This is a genomic window from Streptomyces calvus, assembly GCF_006782915.1.
Lineage (GTDB): Bacteria > Actinomycetota > Actinomycetes > Streptomycetales > Streptomycetaceae > Streptomyces > Streptomyces calvus.
Genome location: NZ_VCNP01000049.1, coordinates 193,016 through 214,936 on the forward strand (window position 1 = coordinate 193,016; position 21,921 = coordinate 214,936).

Genomic DNA, 21,921 nt, shown 5'->3' on the forward strand with positions numbered 1-21,921 from the left:
GGTGCGCCCATCCATCCCCTGAGAAGGAGCCTCCCCCCATGTTCGGACGGGTCGGACGGTCCGCCGTCAAACACCCCTGGCTGACCATACTGGCGTGGGTGATCGCGGCGGTAGGCGTGGCGTCCCTGGCGCCGCCCCTGAAACCGGTCAGCGACCAGGCCGAATTCCTGCCCTCCCACTACGAGTCGGTGCAGGCCGGGGAACTCCAGAAGAAGGCGTTCCCGCAGGAGGAACAGCCCGCCTCCGTCATCGTCTTCCGCCGTGACGACAACGGCCGGCTGACCGAGGCCGACCTCGCGGACGTGCAGAAGGTCGCCGCCGGGCTGGAGAAGGCCGGCCTCGAGAAGATCAGCGCCGTGCAGACCGGCCCGCAGGCCGTGTCGGAGAACGGCGAGATCGCCCTCGCGAGTGTCCTCGCGAACACCGACAACCCCTACGACGAAACCTTGATCGAGTCGGTGCGCGAGATGCGCGAGGAGGCCAAGCCGCTCCTCGAGGGCACCGAGCTGCACATGGGCATCACCGGCTCGGCGGCGACGGCGCTGGACACCAAGGAGTCCTCCGGCGACACCGACGCCATGATCATGATGGCGACGCTGGTCCTGCTGATCGTGCTGCTGGCGGCCATCTTCCGCAGCCCGCTCATCGCGATCCTGCCGGTCCTCGTCATCGGGCTCGTCTTCGTGCTCGCCACCGGCCTGATCTCCATCGCCTCCGAGGCGGGCGGATTCCAGGCGGACGCCTCGATCGGCTCGATCCTGATCGTGGTGCTCTTCGGCGTCGGCACCGACTACCTGCTCTTCCTGCTGTTCCGCTACCGGGAGTTCCTGCGCCAGGGCCGGGAGCCGAAGGAGGCCATGACCGAGGCCGTCACCCGGGTCGGGGAGACCATCGCGTCCGCGGCCGGCGCCGTCGTCGTCGCCTTCCTGGCCCTGCTGCTGTCCAGCCTCGGCATGCTCAAGGCCCTCGGCCCGGCGCTGGCCATCTCGGTCGGCGTCACCCTGGTGGCCTCGCTGACCCTCGTACCGGCGGTCTTCTCGCTGCTGGGCACCAAGGCGTTCTGGCCGTCCAAGGCGTGGAGCAAGGAGCCCAAGCACAGCCTCGCCGCGCGGACCGGTGCGCTCACCGCCCGCCGGCCCGGTCTGGTCGCCGCCGTCTCCGGCGGTCTGCTCGCCGCGCTCGCGGCCGGCGTGCTCAGCCTCAACACCGTGTTCGACAGCAGCAGTTCGCTGCCGAAGGACCTGGAGTCGGTGCAGGCCGCCAAGGAACTGGAGCGCGGCTTCGCGGCCGGCCAGACCGACCCGACCTGGGTGTACCTGGAGGCCGAGGACGGCGGCAAGCTCGACCGGCGCCAGGTCGACGCCTACGGCGAGAAGCTCGCCGCCGCCGACTTCGGACGCGTGACGCCGCCCGTCCTCGCGCCCAAGGGCGACATCGCCAAGTTCGGTGTGGTGCTGACGCACAAGCCGGACAGCGACCGCGCCGTGGAACTGCTCGCCGGCCCGCTGCGCGACGCCGTGCACGAGGCGGCGCCCGACGGCACGCGCGCCCTCGTCGGCGGCACGTCCGCCGTGCTCGCCGACATCCAGCACGCCACCAACCGCGACTACTCCGTGGTCTTCCCGGCCGCCGGCGTGGCCATCATGGTGATCCTCGGCCTGCTGCTGCGCAGCGTCGTCGCGCCCCTGTACCTGATGGTCGCGGTCGGCCTGGGCTTCGCCGCGACGCTCGGCGCGACCGTGCTGCTCTTCCAGACCGTCGCCGGTGAGGCGGGGCTGCCCTTCACCCTGCCGGTGATCGTCTACCTGTTCGTCGTGGCCATCGGCACCGACTACAACATCCTGATGGTGGCGCGACTGCGGGAGGAGGTGGGCCGCGGCAGCACTCCGGCGCAGGCCGTCCGCCAGGCCATCACCCACTCCACGTCCACCGTCGGAACGGCGGCCGTCATCCTCGCCGGCACCTTCGGCGTGCTGCTGCTGGCCCAGAACTCCATGCTCCGCCAGATGGGCTTCGCCGTGGCCTTCGGCATCCTGCTCACCGCCTTCGTGATGGCCGTGCTGCTGGTGCCCGCGGTCACCACCCTGCTCGGCCACCGGACCTGGTGGCCCGGCCGGGTCCGTCCCGAACCGGAGCGGGAGGCCGACCCGGAGCCGGCGGCCGAGGAGCCCGTCGCCGCGCAGCGTACGTGAGCAGTTACCTCCTGATCGCCGGGGCCACCGCACTGCTCGGCCCCATGATCATGGCCGTACTGGCCCGCAGAGTGCTCGGACTGCGCATCGGCGCGGTCCGGGCACTGCTCACGGGCGTCGCGGGCCTGCTCGCCGCGGGCGTCGTCGGTACGCCGATGGGCCCGCAGGCCAGCCGCACCCCACTGGTGACCGTGCAGCTGGGTGCGGCCCTGCTCGGCGCCATGATCTTCCTGGTGCTGTCGGAGGCGGCGGTCGCGGGCGGCTCCGTGCGCGGCATGGTGCGCTGGCCCGGCGCGCTGCGCCGCAGGCTGGCGCGCAGCCGCCGCTACACCCAGCTCAGCAGGATCGCCGTACGGCACGGGCTGGGCCGTTTCCTGACCGGCCGGTCCCGGCGCGGCGCGGCGAGCCCCAAGGACCAGGCCGCGCTGGCCAGGTCGCTGCGGCTGGCGCTGGAGGAGGCGGGAGCCACCTTCGTCAAGCTCGGCCAGGTGCTGTCGTCCCGTTACGACCTGCTGCCCGACGTGTTCGTCGAGGAACTGAGCGCCCTGCAGCACGAGGTGGCGCCCGAGCCGTGGCCCGACATCGAACGGGTGCTGGCCGAGGAGCTGAAGGCTCCGCCCGAGAAGGTGTTCGCGGAGTTCGAGACCGAGCCGCTCGCCGCGGGCTCCATGGCCCAGGTGCACCGGGCGCGGCTGCGCGACGGCCGGGCGGTGGTCGTCAAGGTGCAGCGGCCGGGCGCCCGGCAGGTGCTCGAACGCGACCTCGACATCCTGTTCCGGATCAGCGACATGCTGGAGCGGACGACCAGTTGGGGCCGTACGGTCGGCTCGCGTGCGCTGGTGCAGGGCTTCGCCGACTCGCTCCACGAGGAGCTGGACTTCCGCACCGAGGCCCGCAACACCGCGGCCGTCGCCGCGAACGCCGCCGTCCCCGGCACAGCCGAGGACGGCGACGGCCGGGCGCCCGCGGCCGCCGCCCGGGTCCTGCTGCCCGAGGTCCACCTGGAGCTGACCACCGCCCGGGTGCTGGTCGTCGAATGGCTCGACGGCGTCACGCTGAACCGCGCCGACACCGTCATCGAGGCGCAGGGCCTGGACCGTGAGCGGCTGGCCCGCGACCTGTTCGGCTCGCTGCTGCACCAGATCATGATCGGCGGGGTGTTCCACGCCGACCCGCACTCCGGGAACATCCTGGTGCTCGGCGACGGCCGGCTCGGTCTGATCGACTTCGGCTCGGTGGGCCGCATCGACCGGATGCTGCGCGCCAGTCTGCGCGAACTGCTCATGGCGATCGACCGCAACGACCCGCAGGCGCTCTCCGACGCCCTGCTGGACCTGGTGGAACGGCCCGACGGGATCGACGAGGAGCGCTTCACCCGCGCGCTCGGCCGGTACACGGCCCGCCACCTCGCCTCCGCCGGGCCGCCGGGCCGGGAGATGTTCTCCGACCTGTTCCTGCTCGTCGCCCAGTACGGCCTCACCGTGCCGCCCGAAGTGGCGGCCGCCTTCCGGGCGTTGGCGACGGTGGAGGGCGCGCTGGGCCGGCTCGTGCCGGGGTTCGACCTGGTCGAGGAGGCGCGGTCCTTCGCCGCCACCGAACTGGCCCGCCGGCTCTCCCCGCGGCAGTTGAGCCGGTCCCTGGCCGACGAGGCCGCCGCCGTGCTGCCGATGCTGCTGCGGCTGCCGCGCCGGGCCGAGCGCATCAGCAGCGCGCTGGAACAGGGCCGGCTCAGCATCAACGTGCGGGTGTTCGCGGACGAACGGGACCGGCGCTTCATCCAGGGCATCGTCCGGGACGTGCTGCTCGCCTTCCTCGGCGGAGTGGCCGGCGTGCTGGGCATGCTGCTGCTGTCCACGCGGGGCGGGCCGCGGGTCGCCGGCTCGCTGCGGCTGTTCGACGTCTTCGGCTACAATATGCTGCTGATCAGTTCGGTGCTGGTGCTGCGCGTGCTCTTCACCATCAGCAAACCGCAGCGCTGACCTCCAACGGGACGCTCACCCGGCCCAAGGCGTCAAGCCGCCGAGGCTGAACGGCCTCACGGTCCGCTCACTCGTGCCCGTGACGACGGCCGACCCGACCTCGTGCGTTGCGGACGGCGTGCCGGTGCGGGGTCCGCGCGGCGCCTCCGTACGCTGTTCGGTCGTACGGCGGTGCGCTGCTGTTTCGTGCCCGGTCGCGGGTGCCGGGCGGGTCGCGGTCGTGGGCGGTCCGGGCCACTGCGGTCCCGGACGGCGGCCCGAGCCGCGTTCGGTCGGACGGCGTGCGCCGGTGTCCTGCGCCCGGGATGCCGCGGCGTCCGGCTGCGGGCGCCGCGTGGCTCGCGGCCGGCCAGGTGCCGGGGCGGGTCGCGGTCGTGGGGCGGTCCGGCGACCACGGCCGCGGACGGTGTCCCGCGCGGAGTCCCGATGACGGCAACGTGCGTGCCGGAGCGGTGTGTTCGGCCCCGCACACACCGGGCCGGGCGCGGCACACCGCCGGTGCGCCCGGTCCTCACACGGCGGCCGTGCCCCGCACGGACGCTGGCCCCGGGGGTTTGCGGGACGGCAGGGCGTGGGAGCGGTGCAGCGCGTCGCCCAGGGCGGCGGCCGCGTCGAACACGTTCGCTCCCAGCCACCTGGCCGGGATCGCGTTCATCCGGCCCGGCGGACCGGACACCGACAGCGCGGCGACCACCCGGTCGTCCCCGGCCGCCCGCACGGGCACGACGAACGCGATGTCGCCGGGCAGCATCACGTCCGAGCCGCGGGCCCAGCCGCGGCGCCGCACCTGAGCGAGGTGCGCCGCGGTGAACCGGGCGCCGCGCAGCCCTTCGTGGATCTCCTCGGGTTCCTGCCAGGCCAGCAGCACCTGCGCGACCGGCCCGGCACCGGCGGGCCGGGACATCCCGACCGGCACCCGCTCGGCGCCGTCCGGTCCGAGCGCGCCCTCCGCGCAGGTCGCCACGCACGTCTGCGTCCTGCCGCGGCGGCGCAGCACGCGCGCGTCCAGTCCGGTGCGGTCGTGCAGTTCGGCCAGTACCGGCCCCGCCGCCTGCGCCAGCCGGTCGTAACGCGCCTCGACGGACATGCTGCCGAGCCGCGGGCCGAGCGCGAACCGCCCGTGGAAGTCCCGGGTCAGCAGCCCCAGCCGCTCCAGCGCCACCGCGATGCGGTGCACGGTGGGCCGGGACAGCCCGCTGCGGGTGACCAGTTCGCTGAGCGGCGCAGGACCCCGCTCCACGATCTCCAGCAGGACGGACGCCTTGTCGAGCACGCCGATACCGCTGATCCACTCCCGGGGCGCGGTGTCCGTCACCGTGCCGGCCGCCGCGAGGGTCCGCGTGCCGTCGGGAACAGCTGCCATGGTGGTGTCCGGGTCTCTTCTGCTCACGCGGTTCGTCGTCGTCAGTCAGTCCAGGGCGGCGGGGCCGTCCACGGAGACCACCTCGACGCCGGGTTCGATACGGCGGATCAGCCCCGCCAGGGTGCGTCCGGGCCCGAGTTCGACGAGCCGGCCGCAGCCGAGGGTGGCGGTGAGGGTGCGCACGCTCTGCTCCCACAGCACCGGGGAGGTGAGCTGGCGGGTGCCGAGTTCGGTCCAGCCGCCGCCGTCGTACGGCCGCGCGTCCACGTTGGCCACCACCGGCAGGTGCCGGGGCGCCGCGGCGGTGTCCTTCAGGGCGGCGGCCAGGGTCTCGGCGGCGGGCGCCATGTACGGGCTGTGGAAGGCGCCGCCGACCTGGAGCCGGATGAACTTGGCGCCGATCGACGGGGCCTGGTCCGCGACCCGGGCGACGCCTTCGGGCGAGCCCGACACCACGGTCTGTCCGGGGGCGTTGACGTTGGCGACCCACACGTCCGCGCCGTCCTCCCGTACGGAGTCCACGAGGTGTTCCACGCTGTCCAGCGGTGCCGCGACCAGGACACCCATGGTGCCCTCGCGGGCGCCGGAGGCCTCCCGCATGGCGCGGCCGCGCGCGGCCACCAGGGCCGCCGCCGCGGGCAGTGTGAACGCCCCGGCCGCGGTGAGGGCGGCGTACTCGCCGAGGCTGTGGCCCGCGCAGGCGACCACGGGGCCGTCGAGCGCGCCGCGGCGCACCGCCTCCGCGTGGGCGATCATCGCGACGGAGAACACCGACAGCTGCGCCAGGTCGGTGCGGCGCAGGTGTTCCGTCGTCGCGTTCAGCAGCAGGTCGGCGATGTCCTCCCCGGTGGCCTCGGAGATCTCCTCGGTGACCGACCAGGACGGCGTGTCCCGCCACGGTGCGCCCATTGCCTGACGCTGCGTTCCCTGCCCGGGAAACACCAGACCGATCGGCCGCCGTTCCATGGATCCACCTTCCGCAACGGACTTCGTCGAGGGCGCGGGGACCCTTACCGGACCGGCCGGTGCGGGCCCCCACGGACCGGCGGCTACGGGGGGACCTCCGGTGACGGGAGCCGTCCGCGAGGACGGTCCCGTTCCCTGAGGACCCATCAAACTGTGCGTGCCGCGGCGCGGCAACGCGCGTTTCAGGAAGCTGCGGCGCGCCCTTCACGGGTGGTGCCCGTTGCCCTGTCCGGGTGGCAGCAGCCCCAGCTCGGCGGCCCGCACGCCGGCCTGGAAGCGGGAGGTGGCGCCGAGCAGGGCCATGATCTCCGCGACGTAGCGGCGGTAGGTCCGCACGGAGACGGTCAGTTCGCGGGCGGCCACCTCGTCGGTGACGCCGGCCCGCATGGCGCCCAGGATCTGCCGGACCAGATGGGCCCGGTCACGGTCGCCGAAGGCGAGGTACTCGTCCGGGGGAGCGGAGCTGCACCAGATGCTCTCGAAGAGCGCGCACAGGGCCTGCAGCACCTCGGGTGCCTTGATGAGGGACGCCCGGCGCTCGGCGGGTGTCCCGACCACCACCAGCGCGGTGGCCCGGTCGGCTATGAGCACCTGCAGCGGCGGCAGCCGCGCCACCCGTACGGTCAACTGCCGGTGCGGGTCGGGCAGCCAGCTGCCGAGCGAGTCGCCGACCAGGTCGGGCCCGGCCAGTAACCGGGCCGACACCCGCTCCCGGGCGAAGTGCAGCAGGTCGGCCTCGAGCAGCCCGACCCGCTCCAGCTGGCTGCCGGTGCCCGGGACCCGGGAGCGCAGGATGTCGATGCTGCTGGTGGCCTGGGCCATCAGCTCCCGGGTGACGCCGATGAGCTGTCCGTAGCCGCCGGGCAGCGCCGTGATGAGCTGTTCCCGCCGGCTGCGGTCCCGATGGATGATCATGGTTGACTCGATCAACTCTCTGACCTGCAAGAGAGCATGCTCCAACTCGTCCCCCGATTGGCCGCACACCTCGTGCCCCCATTTCTCGCTGGATGTTCGTTCCCTGGGTCCGCTCCACGGACACGGGGCGCGGCGCGCCCGGGCCGGTCACGCCGCCTTCGGCAGCAGCCCGAGTTCGACCGCGCGCACGCCGGCCTGGAAGCGCGACGACGCGTTGAGTTCACGCATGATCTCGGCGACGTGTCGCCGGTAGGTGCGCAGGGACACCTGGAGTTCGACCGCGGCGGTGGCGTCGGTGCGCCCGGACCGCAGCTGTTCCAGGATGCGGCGGGTGAGTTCGGAGCGCAGACGCGGACTCACCTCGGGGTGGTCGACCAGTCGGCGGCCGCGTGACCACACGCCGGCGTAGAGCAGTTGCAGGGTGCTGACCGCGGCGCGGTCGGTGACGACGGCCGCCCTGCCGTCCGCCGGGCCCTGCGTGGCCAGCCGCAGGAACGCGGACGTGCCGTCGGCGACGACGAATCCGCTCAGTTCGTGCGGGAGGATCCGCACTCCGGCCAGGCCGCGCAGCCGCGCGGGCGAGACCTCCAGGGCGGCCGGGGTGCACAGCACCCGCACGGTCACCCCGCTCGGCACCTCGGCCACGCACCGCAGCACCGTCTCCACGAAGGCGACCGACCCGGTGAGTGCCACGTTCACCGAGCGTCTCGCCCGGAGTATGAGTCTCTCGAGCGTCTCGGTGGTCACCTCGGCGTCCGTGTGCGTCACGCCCGACACCGTTGCCGGACGGCGGCGGTGCAGGGACATCGTGGACTCGATCAGGGCGCGGGCCTGGAGCAGGGTCTGCTCCAGGCGGGCGGCATGGCCCTGTGGGAGGCTTTCCTCGAGGTCGCCGACGGTGGGTAGATCGAACAAAGTGCCAGCCACGCGTGAGCCCCCATGTTTGTTTCCACATTGCCTCTGCCGCGCGTTTACCGGCCCTGGTTGCCCCAGCTGTGTGACGCCCCGGCGCCACCGCCGGCCCCCGCTCGGCGAATTAATTGAACCGGAAATCAAATTTCGTGCCGCTTGTGAACGCTTGCCTCCTTGGCAATGAATCTCACGTGGGGACCAGCCGAAGGCAATGTGCTCACGGTGTGGCCGAAATCAGGTGTAGGTAATCACGACTGACCGACGATATCCAGTTCCTGGGGTGGGGTCCGTGGCAGCAAGATGCAGAACAGATACAGAAACCGGAGAGTACAGTTCCGGTTCGTGTGCGGATCCGGCTGTTACTCGCACGTAGAGTGCTCAAGTTGGCCGCAACTTGTCATCTTCCCCCGGTGAGCCGCCATTGCCACTGTTGATTCCTGTGCTAGTGGGGCAGGGGTCGCCACGGATGCTGATCAATCGGGCAATCCGAATGAATCGGATCCTTCACTCATTCCCGAATGTCTCGGGGCGGCTTTCAAAGGGGTAGACCAGTGGCATGAGTTAAGTTCATTTTCTTGCTCGCGCCCGTTGTATACAGCGTAATTTGGCTCGTTTTCCGGCCGCTGTCCGCCGTCCGGTATATCTCTTGCCGCTTTCATGCGGATGAACGTTTCGCGACGCACGCAGATGCGACCTCGACGCAGAAAAGTGACCCATGTCACCCCGAATCGGGGCCCGCTCTGTACGACGGGACGGCGGGACCGTGGCCCGCGGAGGTCCGCGTCGGCGAGGGCGTCCACGGCGCACCGCGGGTGCCGGGGACGCTCCGCCCCAGCAGGCGCACGGGCGAGGAGATTGGCGGGCGCGGTGTCGTGGAGGTGCGGCATGATGGGCCGCCGGTGGCGGAAGGGGCGGGGGTCCGGTGGCGGGTGTCGGGGTGCGTCGGCGGATCGTGGTGGCCTGGGCCGGACTGTGTCTGGGCGGTCTCGTCGCCACCTGGGCGCTGACCGTCGAGCCGTCCGAACCGCCCCGAACCCCGGCCGGTGAGCCGGCGCCGGACGGTGGTCACGCCGCCGACTGCCGGGAGATCGCCGCGTCCCTCGCCCGGGGCCGCGCCGAGGCCGAGCGGCGGCGCCAGGAGGCGCTCGACCCGTCCGATGGCGATCCGTACGTGGTGCAGAGCCTGGTGGACGTGGCGGTGCCCGTGGAGTGCGCCGACGAGATCGAGGCGCTGGACTGACGGCGGCCGGACGGCACGCGCGCGTCGTCCCCGGAGTGGACGTGGCGGTGCCCGTGGAGTGCGCCGACGAGATCGAGGCGCTGGACTGACGGCGGCCGGACGGCACGCGCGCGTCGTCCCCGTATGCGAGGCAGCCGTTCCACCCGCCGGTGCGCACCCGCGGTCCCTCGCGGGTCCACCCCCGACCCGGCGGTGTGGAACGACTGCCCTCCCCCTGGACATGGCCTGCGGAAGCGACCTGCTCCATCTGTGAAGCTTCGGTGGAGACGAGTTGAGCATAGGTCGCCCATCGGCGGCAACGCTACGGAAGATGAACTTCCGTATGTGAGGGCTGGTTGACGGTCTTCTCCTCAGCCGCGGCCCACGTACGGCATCGTCGTCGCCAGTACGGTCGCGAACTGCACGTTCGCCTCCAGCGGCAGCTCCGCCATGTGCCGCACCGTGCGCGCCACGTCCGCGACGTCCATCACCGGCTCGGCAGCGATCTCCCCGTCGGCCTGGAGGACGCCGGCCTGCATGCGCTGCGTCATGTCGGTCGCCGCGTTGCCGATGTCGATCTGGCCCACCGCGATCCGGTACGGCCGCCCGTCCAGCGACAGCGACTTCGTCAGGCCCGTCAGCGCGTGCTTGGTCGCGGTGTAGGCGACCGAGTGCGGACGGGGCGCATGCGCGGAGATGGAACCGTTGTTGATGATCCGGCCGCCCTGCGGGCGCTGCTCCTTCATCTGCCGGTACGCCGCCTGCGCGCACAGGAACGCCCCGTTGAGGTTGGTGTCCACCACGTGCCGCCACGCCTCGTAGGGCAGGTCCTCCACCGGCACCCCGCCCGGACCGAACGTGCCCGCGTTGTTGAACAGCAGGTCCACCCGGCCGAAGTGCTCGACGGTCGTCGCGAACAGCGCCGCCACGTCCGCCGGCTGCGACACGTCCGTCCGCACGGCGAGCGCCTCGCCGCCGCCCGCGTCCGCGGCCGACGCCGCCGTCTCCTCCAGCGGGCCGGTACGCCGCCCCGCAAGCGCCACTGACCAGCCCGCGCGCAGCAGTTCCACCGCCACCGCCCGCCCGATGCCGGAGCCCGCCCCGGTCACCACGGCGATCCTCGTCTTCCCGTCCGTTACCTCGGTGTTCATGGCCCCGCAGCGTACGGGAGGGTCCGCCATGCGGACCTCATGTGACCGTCACCCGGATGCCGTGTGCGCGTCAATGCCGAGCCGTCCCCGGCCACTCCAATGCCATCTGCATCCACACGCCAGGGGAGGACCGGATGACATCCGAGGCCCGTCAGCCACAGCACGCCCCCGAACTCCGCGCCGCCGCGCGGCACATCGGCCGCCGTCACTTCCTGACCGCGACCGGGGCCGCCGCCGCGCTCGCGTTCGCCGTCAACCTGCCCACCGCCGGCACCGCGGCCGCCGCCGAACTCGACGCCGCACGGATCACGGAGGACCCCTTCACGCTCGGCGTCGCCTCCGGCGACCCGCTGCCCGGCTCCGTGGTCCTGTGGACCCGGCTCGCGCCCGCCCCGTTCCAGGCCGACAGCGGCCTGCCCGCCGAACGCGTCACCGTGCACTGGGAGGTGGCGCACGACGAGAGGTTCCGCCGGATCGCCCGGCGCGGCACCGCCACCGCCCACCCCGAGTTCCACCACACGGTGCACGTCGAGGTCTCCCACCTCGAACCCGGCCGCACCTTCTACTACCGCTTCCGCGCGGGCCGCTGGATCAGCCCGACCGGCCGCACCCGCACCGCCCCCGCGGTGGACAGCCGACCCGGCTCCCTCACCCTCGCCGCCGTCTCCTGCCAGGCGTACCACGACGGCTACTTCACCCCGTACGCCCACCTCGCCGCCGACGACGTCGACGTGGTCTTCCACCTCGGCGACTACCTGTACGAGTACGCGGTCAACTCCGTGGGCGGCGCCCGCGCCTACACCGACCGCACCCTGCCGGCCCTGTTCAACCGCGAGACGGTGACGCTCGAGGACTACCGGCTGCGCTACGCCCTCTACCGCGACGACGCGGACCTGCGCGCCGCCCACGCGGCCCACCCCTTCGTGGTCACCTGGGACGACCACGAGACCGAGAACAACTACGCCGACGACATCCCGGAGAACAGCGTCCCGCCGGAGGAGTTCCTGCTGCGCCGCGCCTCCGCCTACCGCGCCTACTGGGAGAACCAGCCGCTGCGCCGCCCGCAGCAGCCCGAGGGCCCCGACATGCAGCTGTACCGGCGCCTGCACTGGGGCCGGCTCGCCCAGTTCGACGTGCTCGACACCCGCCAGTACCGCTCCAACCAGGCCTACGGCGACGGCGCCCACGTGCCCGGCCCGGAGAGCGACGACCCGTCGCGCACCATCACCGGCGCCTCCCAGGAACGCTGGCTGCTCGACGGCTGGCACTCCTCGCGGGCCCTGTGGAACGTCGTCCCGCAGCAGGTCGTGTTCTCCCAGCGCAGGTTCGAGCTCACCACGCCCTCGAAGCTGTCCATGGACGCCTGGGACGGCTACCGCGCCTCCCGCAGCCGTGTCCTGGACGGCGCGAAGGCCGCCGGGATCGAGAACCTGATGGTGCTCACCGGCGACGTGCACGTCGGCTACGCCTTCGACATCAAGGACGACTTCGACGACCCGGACTCCCGGACCGTCGGCACCGAGATCGTCGCCACCTCCGTCACCAGCGGCAAGGACGGCGCCGAGCGGCCCGCCAACTGGCACACCTACATGACCGCCAACCCGCACCTGAAGTTCTACAACGGGCAGCGCGGCTACGTGACGGTCGAACTGGGACAGGAGGCGGCCCGCGCCGACTTCCGCACGGTGCCGTACGTGACCAGGCCCGGCGCGCCGGTCACGACGGCCGCCTCCTTCGTCACGGCGGTGGGGGAGCCGGGGCTCAGGCCCGCCTGAGCCCCGGCACCGGCCGGGCCGGTCAGCCGGCCTCGCCCGGGTAGCGGACGCCGACGCGGTCACGGATCGCGTCGAGCGTCCGCATCACGGCGAGCGTGCCGTCGAGCGGGACGAGCGGCGACTCGGTCTCCCCGGCCCGCAGCGCCCGCATCACCTCGGCGGCCTCGTGCTTGAGGCTGTTGCGCGGGCCGTCCGCCGGGTCGGCCGTGAACTCCTCGGCGTCACGGCCGTCCCGGTGCAGCACGAACCGCTCCGGGAAGAAGAAGCCGTACGGGATGTCGATGCGGCCCGCGGACCCGGTGACCGAGGCCGATGTCGCCGTGCCGCCCACGATGGAGCAGTGCACCGAGGCGAGCGCCCCGCCGTCCCACGAGAGCAGCGCCCCGGTCTGCAGGTCGACGCCCTCCTCCGACAGCGTGGCCCGCGCCGTGACGTCCGCCGGCTCCCCGAGCAGCAGCTGCGTGAACGACACCGGGTACACGCCGAGGTCCAGCAGCGCGCCGCCGCCGAGCGCGGGGTCGCGCAGCCGGTGCGAGGCGGGGAAGGGGCCCGCGAGCCCGAAGTCGGCGTGCACGCTGCGCACCTCGCCGATCGCGCCGTCGTCGACCAGCGCCTTGATCCGCCGCACCATGGGATGGCAGTACATCCACATCGCCTCCATCAGGAAGCGCCCGTTCTCCCGTGCCAGCGCGACCAGTTCGGCCGCCTCGCGCGCGTTCAGCGTGAACGGCTTCTCGCACAGCACGTTCCGCCCGGACCGCAGCATCAGCCCGGCCGCCGCGCGGTGCGCCGAGTGCGGGGCGGCGACGTACACGACGTCGACGTCCTCGTCCTGCGCCAGCGACTCCCAGTCGCCGTACGCGCGCGGTATGCCGAACCGCTCGGCGAACGCCTTCGCCGGCTCCGGCGACCGCGACGCCACCGCGACGACCTCCGCGTCCGGCATGTCCACCAGGTCCGCCGTGAACGTCGCGGCGATCCCTCCCGTCGCCAGGATTCCCCAGCGAACCTTCTGCCCTGTCATCCGTTCCACCCCTGCTCGTGTCGTCACCGCGTAGCGGAGATCATGGAAGCGCTCCCAGGGCATCGCCGTTGACGCCGAGCACTCCGTCCGAGCTGAGAGCATAGGGAGCCGACGACGCGGAAAGGGAGGGGCCACATGCCCGAGGGCGGGCCGTCCATACCGAGCAGCACCACCACCGACTCCACCACCGACGCCACCACGAACCCGGCGGCACACCCGGTGCCCGGCCCGGCGGCCGCCCCGGACACCGGGCGCGCGGCACCCGGCACCGCGCCGGGACCGGCCGCAACGGGCCGGGGACCGGCCGCAACGGGCCGGGGACCGGCCGCAACGGGCCGGGGACCGGCCGACCCGGCGCTCCGCGCCAGGGCCGGCCGCACCAGCCTGCTGGTCACCCTGATCCTGGGCGGTCTGACCGCCACGCCGCCCCTGGCGATGGACATGTACCTCCCGGCCCTGCCGGAGGTCACCCAGGCTCTGCACGCGCCCGCCGCCACCGTCCAGCTCACCCTCACCGCCTGCCTGGCCGGCATGGCGCTCGGGCAGCTGGTGGTCGGGCCGATGAGCGACCGCTGGGGCCGGCGCCGCCCGCTGCTCGTCGGCCTCGCCGTCTACGTCGTCGCCACGGTGCTCTGCGCGCTCGCGCCCACCGTCGACCTCCTCGTCGCCTTCCGGCTGGCGCAGGGACTCGCGGGCGCGGCCGGCATCGTCATCGCCCGGGCCGTCGCCCGTGACCTGTACGACGGCGTGGCCATGGCCCGTTTCTTCTCGACCCTGATGCTGATCTCCGGGCTCGCGCCGATCGTCGCGCCGGTCATCGGCGGGCAGATCCTGCGGGTGACGGACTGGCGGGGCGTGTTCGTCGTCCTCACCGTCGTCGGCGTGCTGCTGACGGCCGTCGTCTGGGCGAAGCTGCCGGAGACGCTGGCGCCCGCCGACCGGCACGGCGGAGGCGTCGGCGAGGCCCTCGGCTCGATGCGCCGCCTGCTCGCCGACCGCGCCTTCACCGGCTACATGCTGGCCGGCGGCTTCGCCTTCGCGGCCCTGTTCGCCTACGTCGCCGCCTCCCCGTTCGTGGTGCAGGAGATCTACGGCGCCTCCCCGCAGACCTTCAGCCTGCTGTTCGGGCTGAACTCGATCGGGCTGCTGATCGTGGGCCAGATCAACGGCAAGGTGCTGGTCGGCCGGGTCAGCCTGGACCTGGCGCTCGGCCTCGGGCTCGCCGTCGTGACCCTCGCCTCGGTGGTGCTGCTGCTGATGGCGTCGGGCGTGTTCGGCGAGGTGGGGCTGGTGCCCGTGGCGGCCGCGCTGTTCGTCCTGATGTCCGCGATGGGCATCACCATGCCCAACACCCAGACGCTCGCCCTGCTGCGCACCAAGCACGCCGCCGGCTCCGCCTCGGCCCTCCTCGGTACGACGTCCTTCCTCATCGGCGCGATCGCCTCGCCGCTGGTCGGCATCGCCGGCGAGGACACCGCCGTCCCGATGGCGGTCGTCCAACTGGCCTCCGCCGTGGTGGCGCTGGCCTGCTTCCTGGGAATGTGCCGCCCGTGGAACAGGCCGACGAGCACGAAGGGCGGGGGCTTCTGAGCGCGCCGAGACTGCGCCACGGCACCCCGGAACGGGCCGGACTCGACGCCGGGGAACTTGGCCTCCTGGTCCGCGAGGTCCACGCCCTGACCGCCGGCGAGCGCCCCTGGGCGGCGGGCGCCGTCGTGGTCGCCGGCCGCGGCCCGGTCCTCGCCGTGCAGGAGGCGGCGGGCTGGGCCGTGCGCCACGCGGCGTACGACGAGGAGACGGACACCCCGGTGGAGCTGCCGCCGGAGCGGCGGGTGCCGATGACCGTGGACACCCCGTTCGACCTGGCGTCCCTGACCAAGCTGTTCACCGCGGTGGCCGCGGTGCAGCAGATCGAGCGGGGCACGCTGGGCATCGACGCCCGCGTGGGCGCGTACCTGCCGGACTTCACGGCCGCGGCGCGGCACGGCATCACCGTCCGGCAACTGCTCACCCACACCTCCGGGCTGCGTCCCGAACTGCCGCTGTACGACTGCGCCGACCACGCGGAACGGCTGGCGCTGCTGCGCGCGGAGCGGCCCGTCGGGGTGCCCGGCACCTACTGCTACTCCGACCTGAACATGCTGCTGCTCCAGCACGTCCTGGAGCGCCTCACCGGCCGCACGCTGGACGTGCTGGTGCGCGACGGCATCACCCGGCCGCTCGGCATGACGGCGACCGGCTTCGGGCCGCGCCCGGACGCGGCGGCCACCGAGGACCAGCGGCGGCCGTGGGCCAAGGCCGACCGGGGCATGCTGCGGGGCGAGGTGCACGACGAGAACGCCTGGGCGCTGGGCGGGGTCGCCGGCCACGCCGGGCTGTTCTCCACGGGCCGGGACCTCGCGGTGTTCTGCCGCACGCTGCTGGCCGGCGGCTCGTACGGGCCCGCCCGCATCCTCGGCCCCGACTTCGTGGACCTGCTGTTCACCCCGCCCGGCCTGGGCTTCGCCATGGACCAGCCGTGGTTCATGGGGGAGCTGGCGGGCCGCGGGGCCGCGGGCCACACCGGGTTCACCGGCACGTCCCTGGTCCTGGACCGGGTCACGGACACCTACCTGATCCTCCTCGCCAACACCGTCCACCCGCGCCGCCGGCGGCCGGACAGCGCGCCCAGGGCGGCGGCGGCCACCCGGCTGGCGCGGGCGGTGCGGGGCATCCGGCCGCCCGGCACGGGCGGCCCGCCGGAGCTGAGAGAATCGTGACGTGAACGCCCCCGCCCCGTCCCCCGCCGAAACCCTGCGCTCCGCCCTCGCCGGGCTGCTCGACGGGCTTCCGCCGCGGCAGGCCGCGCAGGCCGTCGACCGGCTGATCGCCAACTACCGGGGCGCCACCCCCACCGAGGCCCCCATCCTGCGGGACCGGGCCGACGTGGCCGCGTACGCCGCATACCGCATGCCCGCGACATTCGAGGCGGTGCGCTCGGCGCTGGCGGCGTTCGCGGACGCGGTGCCCGGGTGGGTGCCCCGCGACCACGTGGACGTCGGCGGCGGCACCGGCGCGGCGGCCTGGGCGGCCTGCGCCACCTGGGACGGGGAGCGGCCGGTGACCGTCCTCGACTGGGCCGAGCCGGCCCTCGCCCTCGGCCGGGAACTCGCCGCCGCGCACCCCGCGCTGAAGGCGGCCGACTGGCAGCGCACCCGCATCGGCCCGGCGCTCAGCCTCGCCGGCGCCGACCTCGTCACCGTCTCCTACGTCCTCAACGAACTCACCGCCGCCGACCGCGCGGCCCTGGTCGACGCCGCCGCGCAGGCGGCGCAGGCCGTCGTCGTCGTGGAACCCGGCACCCCCGACGGCTACGCCCGCATCATCGAGGCCCGCGACCGCCTGGTGTCGGCCGGCTTCCGCATCGCCGCACCGTGCCCGCACAGCGCGGCCTGCCCGATCGTCCCCGGCACGGACTGGTGCCACTTCTCGGCGCGGGTCAGCCGTTCCTCCCTGCACCGCCAGGTCAAGGGCGGCTCCCTCGCCTACGAGGACGAGAAGTTCGGCTACGTCGCCGCCACCCGCCTCCCGGTGGTCCCGGCGCCGGCCCGGGTCGTGCGCAAGCCGCAGATCCGCAAGGGCCAGGTCCTCCTCGACCTGTGCGAGACGGACCCGGCCCTGCGCCGCGCCACCGTCACCAAGCGCCACGGCGACCTCTACCGCGCGGCCCGCGACACCGACTGGGGCGACGCCTGGCCGCCCGCCGAGGACTGACGGGACCGGACGCCTGCGCCGGGCAGCCGCCCGCGCACTAACCGCGCCGCGAGCCCTCGCTCTTCCCCGTCTCGGCCTCCGTCTCCGTCTCCGTCTCCGTCCCTTCGTCGGCCTCCTGCCGCCGCTGCCCGTCCTGCGCGGTGTGCCGTCGCTCCTCCTGGAGCCTGCGCAGCAGCTCGCGCTTCTGCGCCTGCGGGTCGAGGCCGCCTCCGACACGGCCGGCACGGCCGCCGCCGCGCAGCGCGTCGCGGCCCAGGTGCTGACGAGTGCCGCCGACCCCGAGCATGTTCCCTGCTCCGCCTCGCGCCATGACCGTCTCCTCCCAGTTAAACGAGACGTATCGTCTCGTTATTGATGCCTTCACCACTGTCCGGCGAGACGCGGCGTCTTGTCAACCTGATAAATTCGTCCCATGGCCCACACCCCGTCCGCGAACCAGTCCGCACCGGACGCCACCCGCCGCAGCGAGCGCTCCCGGCGCGCCATCTATGACGCCGCCCTCGCACTGGTGGTCGAGGTCGGCTACCCGAGGACGACCATCGAGGGCATCGCCGCCCGCGCCGGCGTCGGCAAGCAGACGATCTACCGGTGGTGGGGATCGAAGGCGGACGTGCTCCTGGAGGCCTTCCTCGACCTGGGCGAGCAGGCCGCGCGCGCCGCCGGACACCTGTCGTACGCCATCCCGGACACCGGCGACCTCGCCGCCGACCTCAAGCAGGTGCTGCGCGCCACGGTCGACGAACTGCGCGACCCCGCCTTCGAGGCCCCCTCCCGCGCCCTGGCCGCCGAAGGCGTCGTCAACGAGGAACTCGGCCGCAGATTCGTCGCCCAACTGCTCGAACCACCGCTCCAGTTGTACGTCGACCGGCTGCGCGCCGCCCAGCAGGCCGGGGACGTCCGCGCGGACGTCGACCCGCGCATCGCCCTGGAGCTGTTCGTCTCGCCCCTGGCCCAGCGCTGGCTCCAGTACACCGGCCCCATCACGTACGAGTACACCGACACCCTCGTCGACTACGCGCTGTACGGCCTCGCCCCCCGCTGAACCGCCCGCACGGCCCCGCCGCCCCACCGGGCCCCGCCCGGCCCCCGCTCCGGCGCCGCCCTCACCGCCCCAGCGCCGCGCTCACCGCACCGGGCGTCCGCGCCGGACGGCGGGCCAGGCGCCCCGGCGCGTCCGTGATGACCCCGTCGCAGCCCAGCGCCAGGGCGCGGTCGCGCTGGGCCGGAGTGACGACGGTGTGCGCCCACACCCGTGGGACGCCGGAGCGCACCGCCCGCCGCAGGTCCGCGTCCCGCGCCCGGACGTCGACGTCGAGCAGATCGACGTAGGAACGCCAGCGCTCGGGGCGGTCGGTGCGCAACTGGCGGGCCGAGCGCCACAGTTGGGACAGCAGGCCCAGGTCGTGGACGCGGCGCGCCACCTCCGGGTCGTTGGTGTTCACGAACACCGAGCGGGTCAGGCCACGGGAGCGGATCAGCGCCGCCAGCCGGTCCACACCACGCGGGTCCTTCGCCTCCAGCATCAGCACGATCCGCCCGCCGAAACGATCCAGCACCTCGGCCACCGTCGGCGGCCGCTCCGCCCGCCAGCTCCCCGGCAGTCCGTCCCGCGGACGCAGCCGTACGCCCCGCCACTCGCCGGCGTCCAGGTCGCGCACCGCGCCGCCGAGGAACGTGGTGCGGTTCAGCGTCGCGTCGTGGAACACCACCGGCGTGCCGTCGCGCAGCACCCGCGTGTCGAAGTCCAGCACCTGCGCCGTACCGCGCCGGTACGCCGCCATCAGCCCCGACATGCTGTTCTCCGGGACCTCCCGGGCCCCGCCGCGATGGGCGACGTAGGTGATCCGCGGCAGCGCGTCCACCGTCAGCGGTCCGCCGCCCCACTCCAGCGGGGCCCCGGGACCACCGGCAGCCGGGAGGGCCAGGGAGACCACCGAGGCCACGGCCGCCAGGCCCGTCGCCGCGATCCATGTGACCATGGCGACCACGGTAGGCGCGCCCCTCGCACCGAAGCGCGCCATGACACCCGAACCGGCTACGGCCCGCACCGCCCCCAAGCGCACCGTTCGCCCCGTCCGGCACCCCTCGACACCCTCGTCCCCTCCGCCCCCCTCGTCCCACCTGCGCGGATTGTGGGCTCCGGCCCCCCGATGCGCGCGATCGTGGGACCATAGGGCATGCTGTTCGGCACGACGGCGAGGCGAGGAGATTGATGAGCGCGGAGTTCGGCGGCCGGAGCGGCCGACAGGGCAGACTCTCCCAGTGGCTGCGCGGACGCCGCCCGAAGCAGGCCGCCGACGAAGGCGGCCGGGAAGCCCTGCTGCTCGCCGCCGCCGACGCGGGACTGCCGCTCGCACCCGCCGCCCACCCCGCCGGATACCGCTGCTCCTGCGACCGCGTGGGCTGTCCCACCCCCGCCCGGCACCCGGTGTCGTTCGCCTGGCAGACGCAGTCCACCACCGACCGCGCGCAGATCGAGCGCTGGGCCCGCCACCAGCCGCAGGCCAACTTCATCACCGCGACCGGCATGGTGCACGACGTCCTCGACGTCCCCCTCGACGCCGGCCGCGAGGCGCTCACCCGCCTGCTCGACGCCGGCATCGAGGTCGGCCCCGTCGCCGAGAGCGACGACGGCCGCATGCTGTTCTTCACCCTCACCCGCGGCACCCCCGAGGACGAGGACGAGTGGTGGCCGTGCGAGCTGGACTGCCACCCCGAGACCATGGACGAGCACCCCGGCCTGCGCTGGCACTGCCGAGGCTCCTACGTCCTCGTCCCGCCCGCCCGGCTGCCCGGCGACGACGACCAGTCGGTGCACTGGCTGCGCGGCCCCGAACACCCGCTGCCGGACCCGCTGAGCCTCCTCGAGGTCCTCACCGACTCCTGCGCCCGCCACGCCGGCGACCCGTCCGACCACGCCGGCACGGCCTGGCCCCTGCACCACTGACACCGCGCACGGGCCGGCCGCACGCGCCCTGCGCGCCCTACTCGCCCTTTGCCGACGTCAGCCCCTGGATCCGGCCCAGCACCTGCACCGGTCCGTCGGCCGGGTCCAGCGCCACCTCGTTGGAGACGAACTCCATCGTCAGCGACTGGGTGATCTCCCCGTCCGTCAGCGCCAGCACGTCCTTGTTCGGCGTCGGCACGGACGCCCCGGCCGCCGCGGTCTGCTTCTCGAAGTGGCGCGTCGTGAAGAACACCAGCGCCCCGCCGTCCTCGGTGCGCAGCGCCAGCGGCGCGTAGTCGCCGTTCGTCATCGGCTCGTCGATGTACTGCGTGACCAGACCCGGGCGCTCCGCCCGCTTCGCGCGCAGCGCCCGCCACGCGCTGGTGTGCGGGCCGTCGGCGAACGTCTTCCCGCCGTCCTTCAGGAACGAGGCGTAGCCCTTGCTCAACTCGGCCGGCGGCACCGCCACATCCGTGGAGTTCGCCGGCACGGCCTCGGCCCAGCCGTTCTCGTCCGTCTTGAACTCCGGTACGTCGTCCGGGGCGACCAGCGTCAGGTACGCCACCTCCCACGGCTCGTCCAGGCCGTCCCGGGTGAACACCAGCAGCCAGCGCGCCGCGCCGCCCTTGTTGCCGGCCGCGTCCGCGACGAACCAGCGCGGCCAGCCCGCCTTCTCGACGATGGTGAACTTCGCGTCCGTCAGCTCCAGCGGCGCGTGACGCGGGTTGCCCTCCGGGCTGTTCGCCCGCCCGGCCTTCAGCCGCGCCCCGTCGATGTCGGCGAGGGCACCGGTGGTGTGCTCGGCGTCCAGGGAACTGTCGTACGCCTTGTCGGCCGCGTTGTACGCGGCGGTGAACTCCTCCAGCGCCTTCGCGGCTTCCGCGCGGGTCGCGGCCGGCAGCACCTCGCGTTCCCCGTGCACCACCACACAGCCGCTCGCCGTCAGCGACACGGCGGTCGCCGACACCGCGACCAGCACGCTCCTGTTCCACCTGCGGAGCCTGTTGAGCCTTCGAAGGCCGAGATCCCTGCTCATCCGGTTCCGTCACCCTCCCCTTTCCGCAGGCGAACCTTACCGGCCCCCGATCACGGCCGGGCACCCGGAGCACACAGCCGGTCCAGCCCCGGGGCCACCGGCCCGCGGCGCGTCGGACCGCGGGCGCCGGATCCCGGTGGGAAGCACCGGGACGGCGCCCGGAGTCGACCGGACGATTCCGAGTGGGGCGGATGTCGGTGGCGGGCGGCAGTGGCCGGACGAATTCGGTCACCCGGAAGAACCCGAGCAGTGGCCGTGGGCTCACCACGGTGATTGGCTGAGGCGACGAGCGGCAGGTGCTCGACGGGCGGCAGTTGCTCAACGGTCCACCGCTCCGTCCCGAACACCGAATCCACAAGCGACGGCAGCGGAGAGACGGTGAGTGATGGCGAACAACGGCGGACAGCAGTTCCGGGTCGAGCTCGATGGAATCGATCTCAGTGACGAAGTGGTGCAACGAATCGACAATGCGCTTCGCAAGGCCGTGCTCACGGAACTGGCCACGGTCAACCTAGGTGGCCGCGCAGTCGACCTCCTGGGGACAGGTTTGAGCGTGGACCGCATTGCCGAGGGAGGCCATACGCAAGGCATCCGGGTCCGGAAGGTGAGGTAGATGCTTCCTTCCAACCCCCGTCCCACGGGCTCGACACCAGGCCGTGGAGCCGGCACGCGAGACGCGCCGCTGTGCC

Annotated in this window: 19 protein-coding genes; 10 read left to right on the plus strand and 9 right to left on the minus strand. The window is 73.3% G+C overall.

Annotated elements, in window-relative coordinates; all coding sequences use genetic code 11:
• Positions 1–38: 38 nt before the first annotated feature.
• The gene (locus FGW31_RS24740) at positions 39–2,192 is read left to right on the plus strand and encodes an MMPL family transporter (protein ID WP_142195698.1); all 2,154 of its coding nucleotides are present in this window, start codon (positions 39–41) and stop codon (positions 2,190–2,192) included.
• Entirely contained in the window at positions 2,189–4,171 is a 1,983-nt protein-coding gene (locus tag FGW31_RS24745; protein WP_233288698.1) for an ABC1 kinase family protein, read from the plus strand. The genes FGW31_RS24740 and FGW31_RS24745 overlap by 4 nt, the downstream gene beginning before the upstream one ends.
• A 511-nt stretch (positions 4,172–4,682) precedes the next feature.
• Here FGW31_RS24745 and FGW31_RS24750 read toward each other — a convergent pair.
• The 4 genes from FGW31_RS24750 to FGW31_RS24765 form a co-directional block, all read right to left on the minus strand.
• Positions 4,683–5,561 carry an IclR family transcriptional regulator gene (locus tag FGW31_RS24750; RefSeq protein WP_233452573.1) on the minus strand — a complete coding sequence of 293 codons (879 nt, stop codon included), beginning with the start codon at positions 5,559–5,561 and terminating at the stop codon, positions 4,683–4,685.
• Positions 5,562–5,579: 18 nt separating this feature from the next.
• Positions 5,580–6,500, minus strand: coding sequence for an ACP S-malonyltransferase (locus FGW31_RS24755; RefSeq protein ID WP_142195699.1), 921 nt, complete (start codon positions 6,498–6,500; stop codon positions 5,580–5,582).
• Between the two features lie 204 nt (positions 6,501–6,704).
• Entirely contained in the window at positions 6,705–7,415 is a 711-nt protein-coding gene (locus FGW31_RS24760; protein WP_233288700.1) for a helix-turn-helix domain-containing protein, read from the minus strand.
• A 147-nt stretch (positions 7,416–7,562) separates the two neighbouring features.
• Positions 7,563–8,342, minus strand: a complete 780-nt coding sequence (locus FGW31_RS24765; RefSeq protein WP_233288701.1) for a helix-turn-helix transcriptional regulator — start codon at positions 8,340–8,342, stop codon at positions 7,563–7,565.
• Positions 8,343–9,249: 907 nt separating this feature from the next.
• On the opposite strand from FGW31_RS24765, the gene FGW31_RS24770 reads away from it, so the two are divergent.
• Positions 9,250–9,567 (plus strand): hypothetical protein, encoded by a 318-nt coding sequence (locus FGW31_RS24770; protein ID WP_142195701.1) that lies wholly within the window; start codon positions 9,250–9,252, stop codon positions 9,565–9,567.
• Between the two features lie 350 nt (positions 9,568–9,917).
• Here the strand turns inward: FGW31_RS24770 and FGW31_RS24775 are convergent, their stop codons facing one another.
• A complete protein-coding gene (locus FGW31_RS24775) occupies positions 9,918–10,697 on the minus strand; it encodes an SDR family oxidoreductase (RefSeq protein ID WP_142195702.1) in 780 nt (259 codons plus the stop codon).
• A 134-nt stretch (positions 10,698–10,831) separates the two neighbouring features.
• Here FGW31_RS24775 and FGW31_RS24780 point away from each other — a divergent pair, with 134 nt between their 5' ends.
• Entirely contained in the window at positions 10,832–12,472 is a 1,641-nt protein-coding gene (locus FGW31_RS24780; RefSeq protein ID WP_142195703.1) for an alkaline phosphatase D family protein, read from the plus strand.
• Positions 12,473–12,494: 22 nt separating this feature from the next.
• Here the strand turns inward: FGW31_RS24780 and FGW31_RS24785 are convergent, their stop codons facing one another.
• Positions 12,495–13,496, minus strand: coding sequence for a Gfo/Idh/MocA family protein (locus tag FGW31_RS24785; protein WP_142195704.1), 1,002 nt, complete (start codon positions 13,494–13,496; stop codon positions 12,495–12,497).
• Between the two features lie 135 nt (positions 13,497–13,631).
• On the opposite strand from FGW31_RS24785, the gene FGW31_RS24790 reads away from it, so the two are divergent.
• The 3 genes from FGW31_RS24790 to FGW31_RS24800 are packed head-to-tail and all read left to right on the plus strand — an operon-like array spanning position 13,632 to position 17,249.
• Positions 13,632–15,086, plus strand: a complete 1,455-nt coding sequence (locus tag FGW31_RS24790; protein WP_233452574.1) for a multidrug effflux MFS transporter — start codon at positions 13,632–13,634, stop codon at positions 15,084–15,086.
• Positions 15,047–16,255 (plus strand): serine hydrolase domain-containing protein, encoded by a 1,209-nt coding sequence (locus FGW31_RS24795; protein WP_142195705.1) that lies wholly within the window; start codon positions 15,047–15,049, stop codon positions 16,253–16,255. The genes FGW31_RS24790 and FGW31_RS24795 overlap by 40 nt, the downstream gene beginning before the upstream one ends.
• 1 nt (position 16,256) lies before the next feature.
• Complete coding sequence (locus FGW31_RS24800) at positions 16,257–17,249, plus strand: small ribosomal subunit Rsm22 family protein (protein WP_142195706.1); 993 nt, start codon at positions 16,257–16,259, stop codon at positions 17,247–17,249.
• Between the two features lie 37 nt (positions 17,250–17,286).
• On the opposite strand, the gene FGW31_RS24805 is transcribed toward FGW31_RS24800, so the two are convergent.
• Entirely contained in the window at positions 17,287–17,559 is a 273-nt protein-coding gene (locus FGW31_RS24805; RefSeq protein WP_182674594.1) for a DUF6243 family protein, read from the minus strand.
• A 102-nt stretch (positions 17,560–17,661) separates the two neighbouring features.
• Here FGW31_RS24805 and FGW31_RS24810 point away from each other — a divergent pair, with 102 nt between their 5' ends.
• A complete protein-coding gene (locus tag FGW31_RS24810; protein WP_142195707.1) occupies positions 17,662–18,291 on the plus strand; it encodes a TetR/AcrR family transcriptional regulator in 630 nt (209 codons plus the stop codon).
• 61 nt (positions 18,292–18,352) lie between these two features.
• On the opposite strand, the gene FGW31_RS24815 is transcribed toward FGW31_RS24810, so the two are convergent.
• A complete protein-coding gene (locus FGW31_RS24815) occupies positions 18,353–19,228 on the minus strand; it encodes a glycerophosphodiester phosphodiesterase (RefSeq protein WP_142195708.1) in 876 nt (291 codons plus the stop codon).
• Positions 19,229–19,461: 233 nt separating this feature from the next.
• Here FGW31_RS24815 and FGW31_RS24820 point away from each other — a divergent pair, with 233 nt between their 5' ends.
• Positions 19,462–20,196, plus strand: a complete 735-nt coding sequence (locus tag FGW31_RS24820) for a bifunctional DNA primase/polymerase (protein ID WP_142195709.1) — start codon at positions 19,462–19,464, stop codon at positions 20,194–20,196.
• Positions 20,197–20,233: 37 nt separating this feature from the next.
• On the opposite strand, the gene FGW31_RS24825 is transcribed toward FGW31_RS24820, so the two are convergent.
• Positions 20,234–21,232: a hypothetical protein gene (locus FGW31_RS24825; RefSeq protein ID WP_182674596.1), complete on the minus strand. Its 999-nt coding sequence runs from the start codon at positions 21,230–21,232 to the stop codon at positions 20,234–20,236.
• Between the two features lie 385 nt (positions 21,233–21,617).
• Here FGW31_RS24825 and FGW31_RS24830 point away from each other — a divergent pair, with 385 nt between their 5' ends.
• Positions 21,618–21,845, plus strand: a complete 228-nt coding sequence (locus FGW31_RS24830) for a hypothetical protein (protein ID WP_142195710.1) — start codon at positions 21,618–21,620, stop codon at positions 21,843–21,845.
• Positions 21,846–21,921: the final 76 nt, after the last annotated feature.

What these genes read in the sequence shown, in the direction of transcription:
- FGW31_RS24755 (WP_142195699.1), bottom strand. Translation starts at nt 6,500, where the DNA reads ATGGAACGGCGGCCGATCGGTCTGGTGTTTCCCGGGCAGGGAACGCAG.
- FGW31_RS24825 (WP_182674596.1), bottom strand. Translation starts at nt 21,232, where the DNA reads ATGAGCAGGGATCTCGGCCTTCGAAGGCTCAACAGGCTCCGCAGGTGG.
- FGW31_RS24740 (WP_142195698.1), top strand. Translation starts at nt 39, where the DNA reads ATGTTCGGACGGGTCGGACGGTCCGCCGTCAAACACCCCTGGCTGACC.
- FGW31_RS24760 (WP_233288700.1), bottom strand. Translation starts at nt 7,415, where the DNA reads ATGATCATCCATCGGGACCGCAGCCGGCGGGAACAGCTCATCACGGCG.
- FGW31_RS24785 (WP_142195704.1), bottom strand. Translation starts at nt 13,496, where the DNA reads ATGACAGGGCAGAAGGTTCGCTGGGGAATCCTGGCGACGGGAGGGATC.
- FGW31_RS24775 (WP_142195702.1), bottom strand. Translation starts at nt 10,697, where the DNA reads ATGAACACCGAGGTAACGGACGGGAAGACGAGGATCGCCGTGGTGACC.
- FGW31_RS24805 (WP_182674594.1), bottom strand. Translation starts at nt 17,559, where the DNA reads ATGGCGCGAGGCGGAGCAGGGAACATGCTCGGGGTCGGCGGCACTCGT.
- FGW31_RS24810 (WP_142195707.1), top strand. Translation starts at nt 17,662, where the DNA reads ATGGCCCACACCCCGTCCGCGAACCAGTCCGCACCGGACGCCACCCGC.
- FGW31_RS24780 (WP_142195703.1), top strand. Translation starts at nt 10,832, where the DNA reads ATGACATCCGAGGCCCGTCAGCCACAGCACGCCCCCGAACTCCGCGCC.
- FGW31_RS24790 (WP_233452574.1), top strand. Translation starts at nt 13,632, where the DNA reads ATGCCCGAGGGCGGGCCGTCCATACCGAGCAGCACCACCACCGACTCC.
- FGW31_RS24830 (WP_142195710.1), top strand. Translation starts at nt 21,618, where the DNA reads ATGGCGAACAACGGCGGACAGCAGTTCCGGGTCGAGCTCGATGGAATC.
- FGW31_RS24815 (WP_142195708.1), bottom strand. Translation starts at nt 19,228, where the DNA reads ATGGTCACATGGATCGCGGCGACGGGCCTGGCGGCCGTGGCCTCGGTG.
- FGW31_RS24820 (WP_142195709.1), top strand. Translation starts at nt 19,462, where the DNA reads ATGAGCGCGGAGTTCGGCGGCCGGAGCGGCCGACAGGGCAGACTCTCC.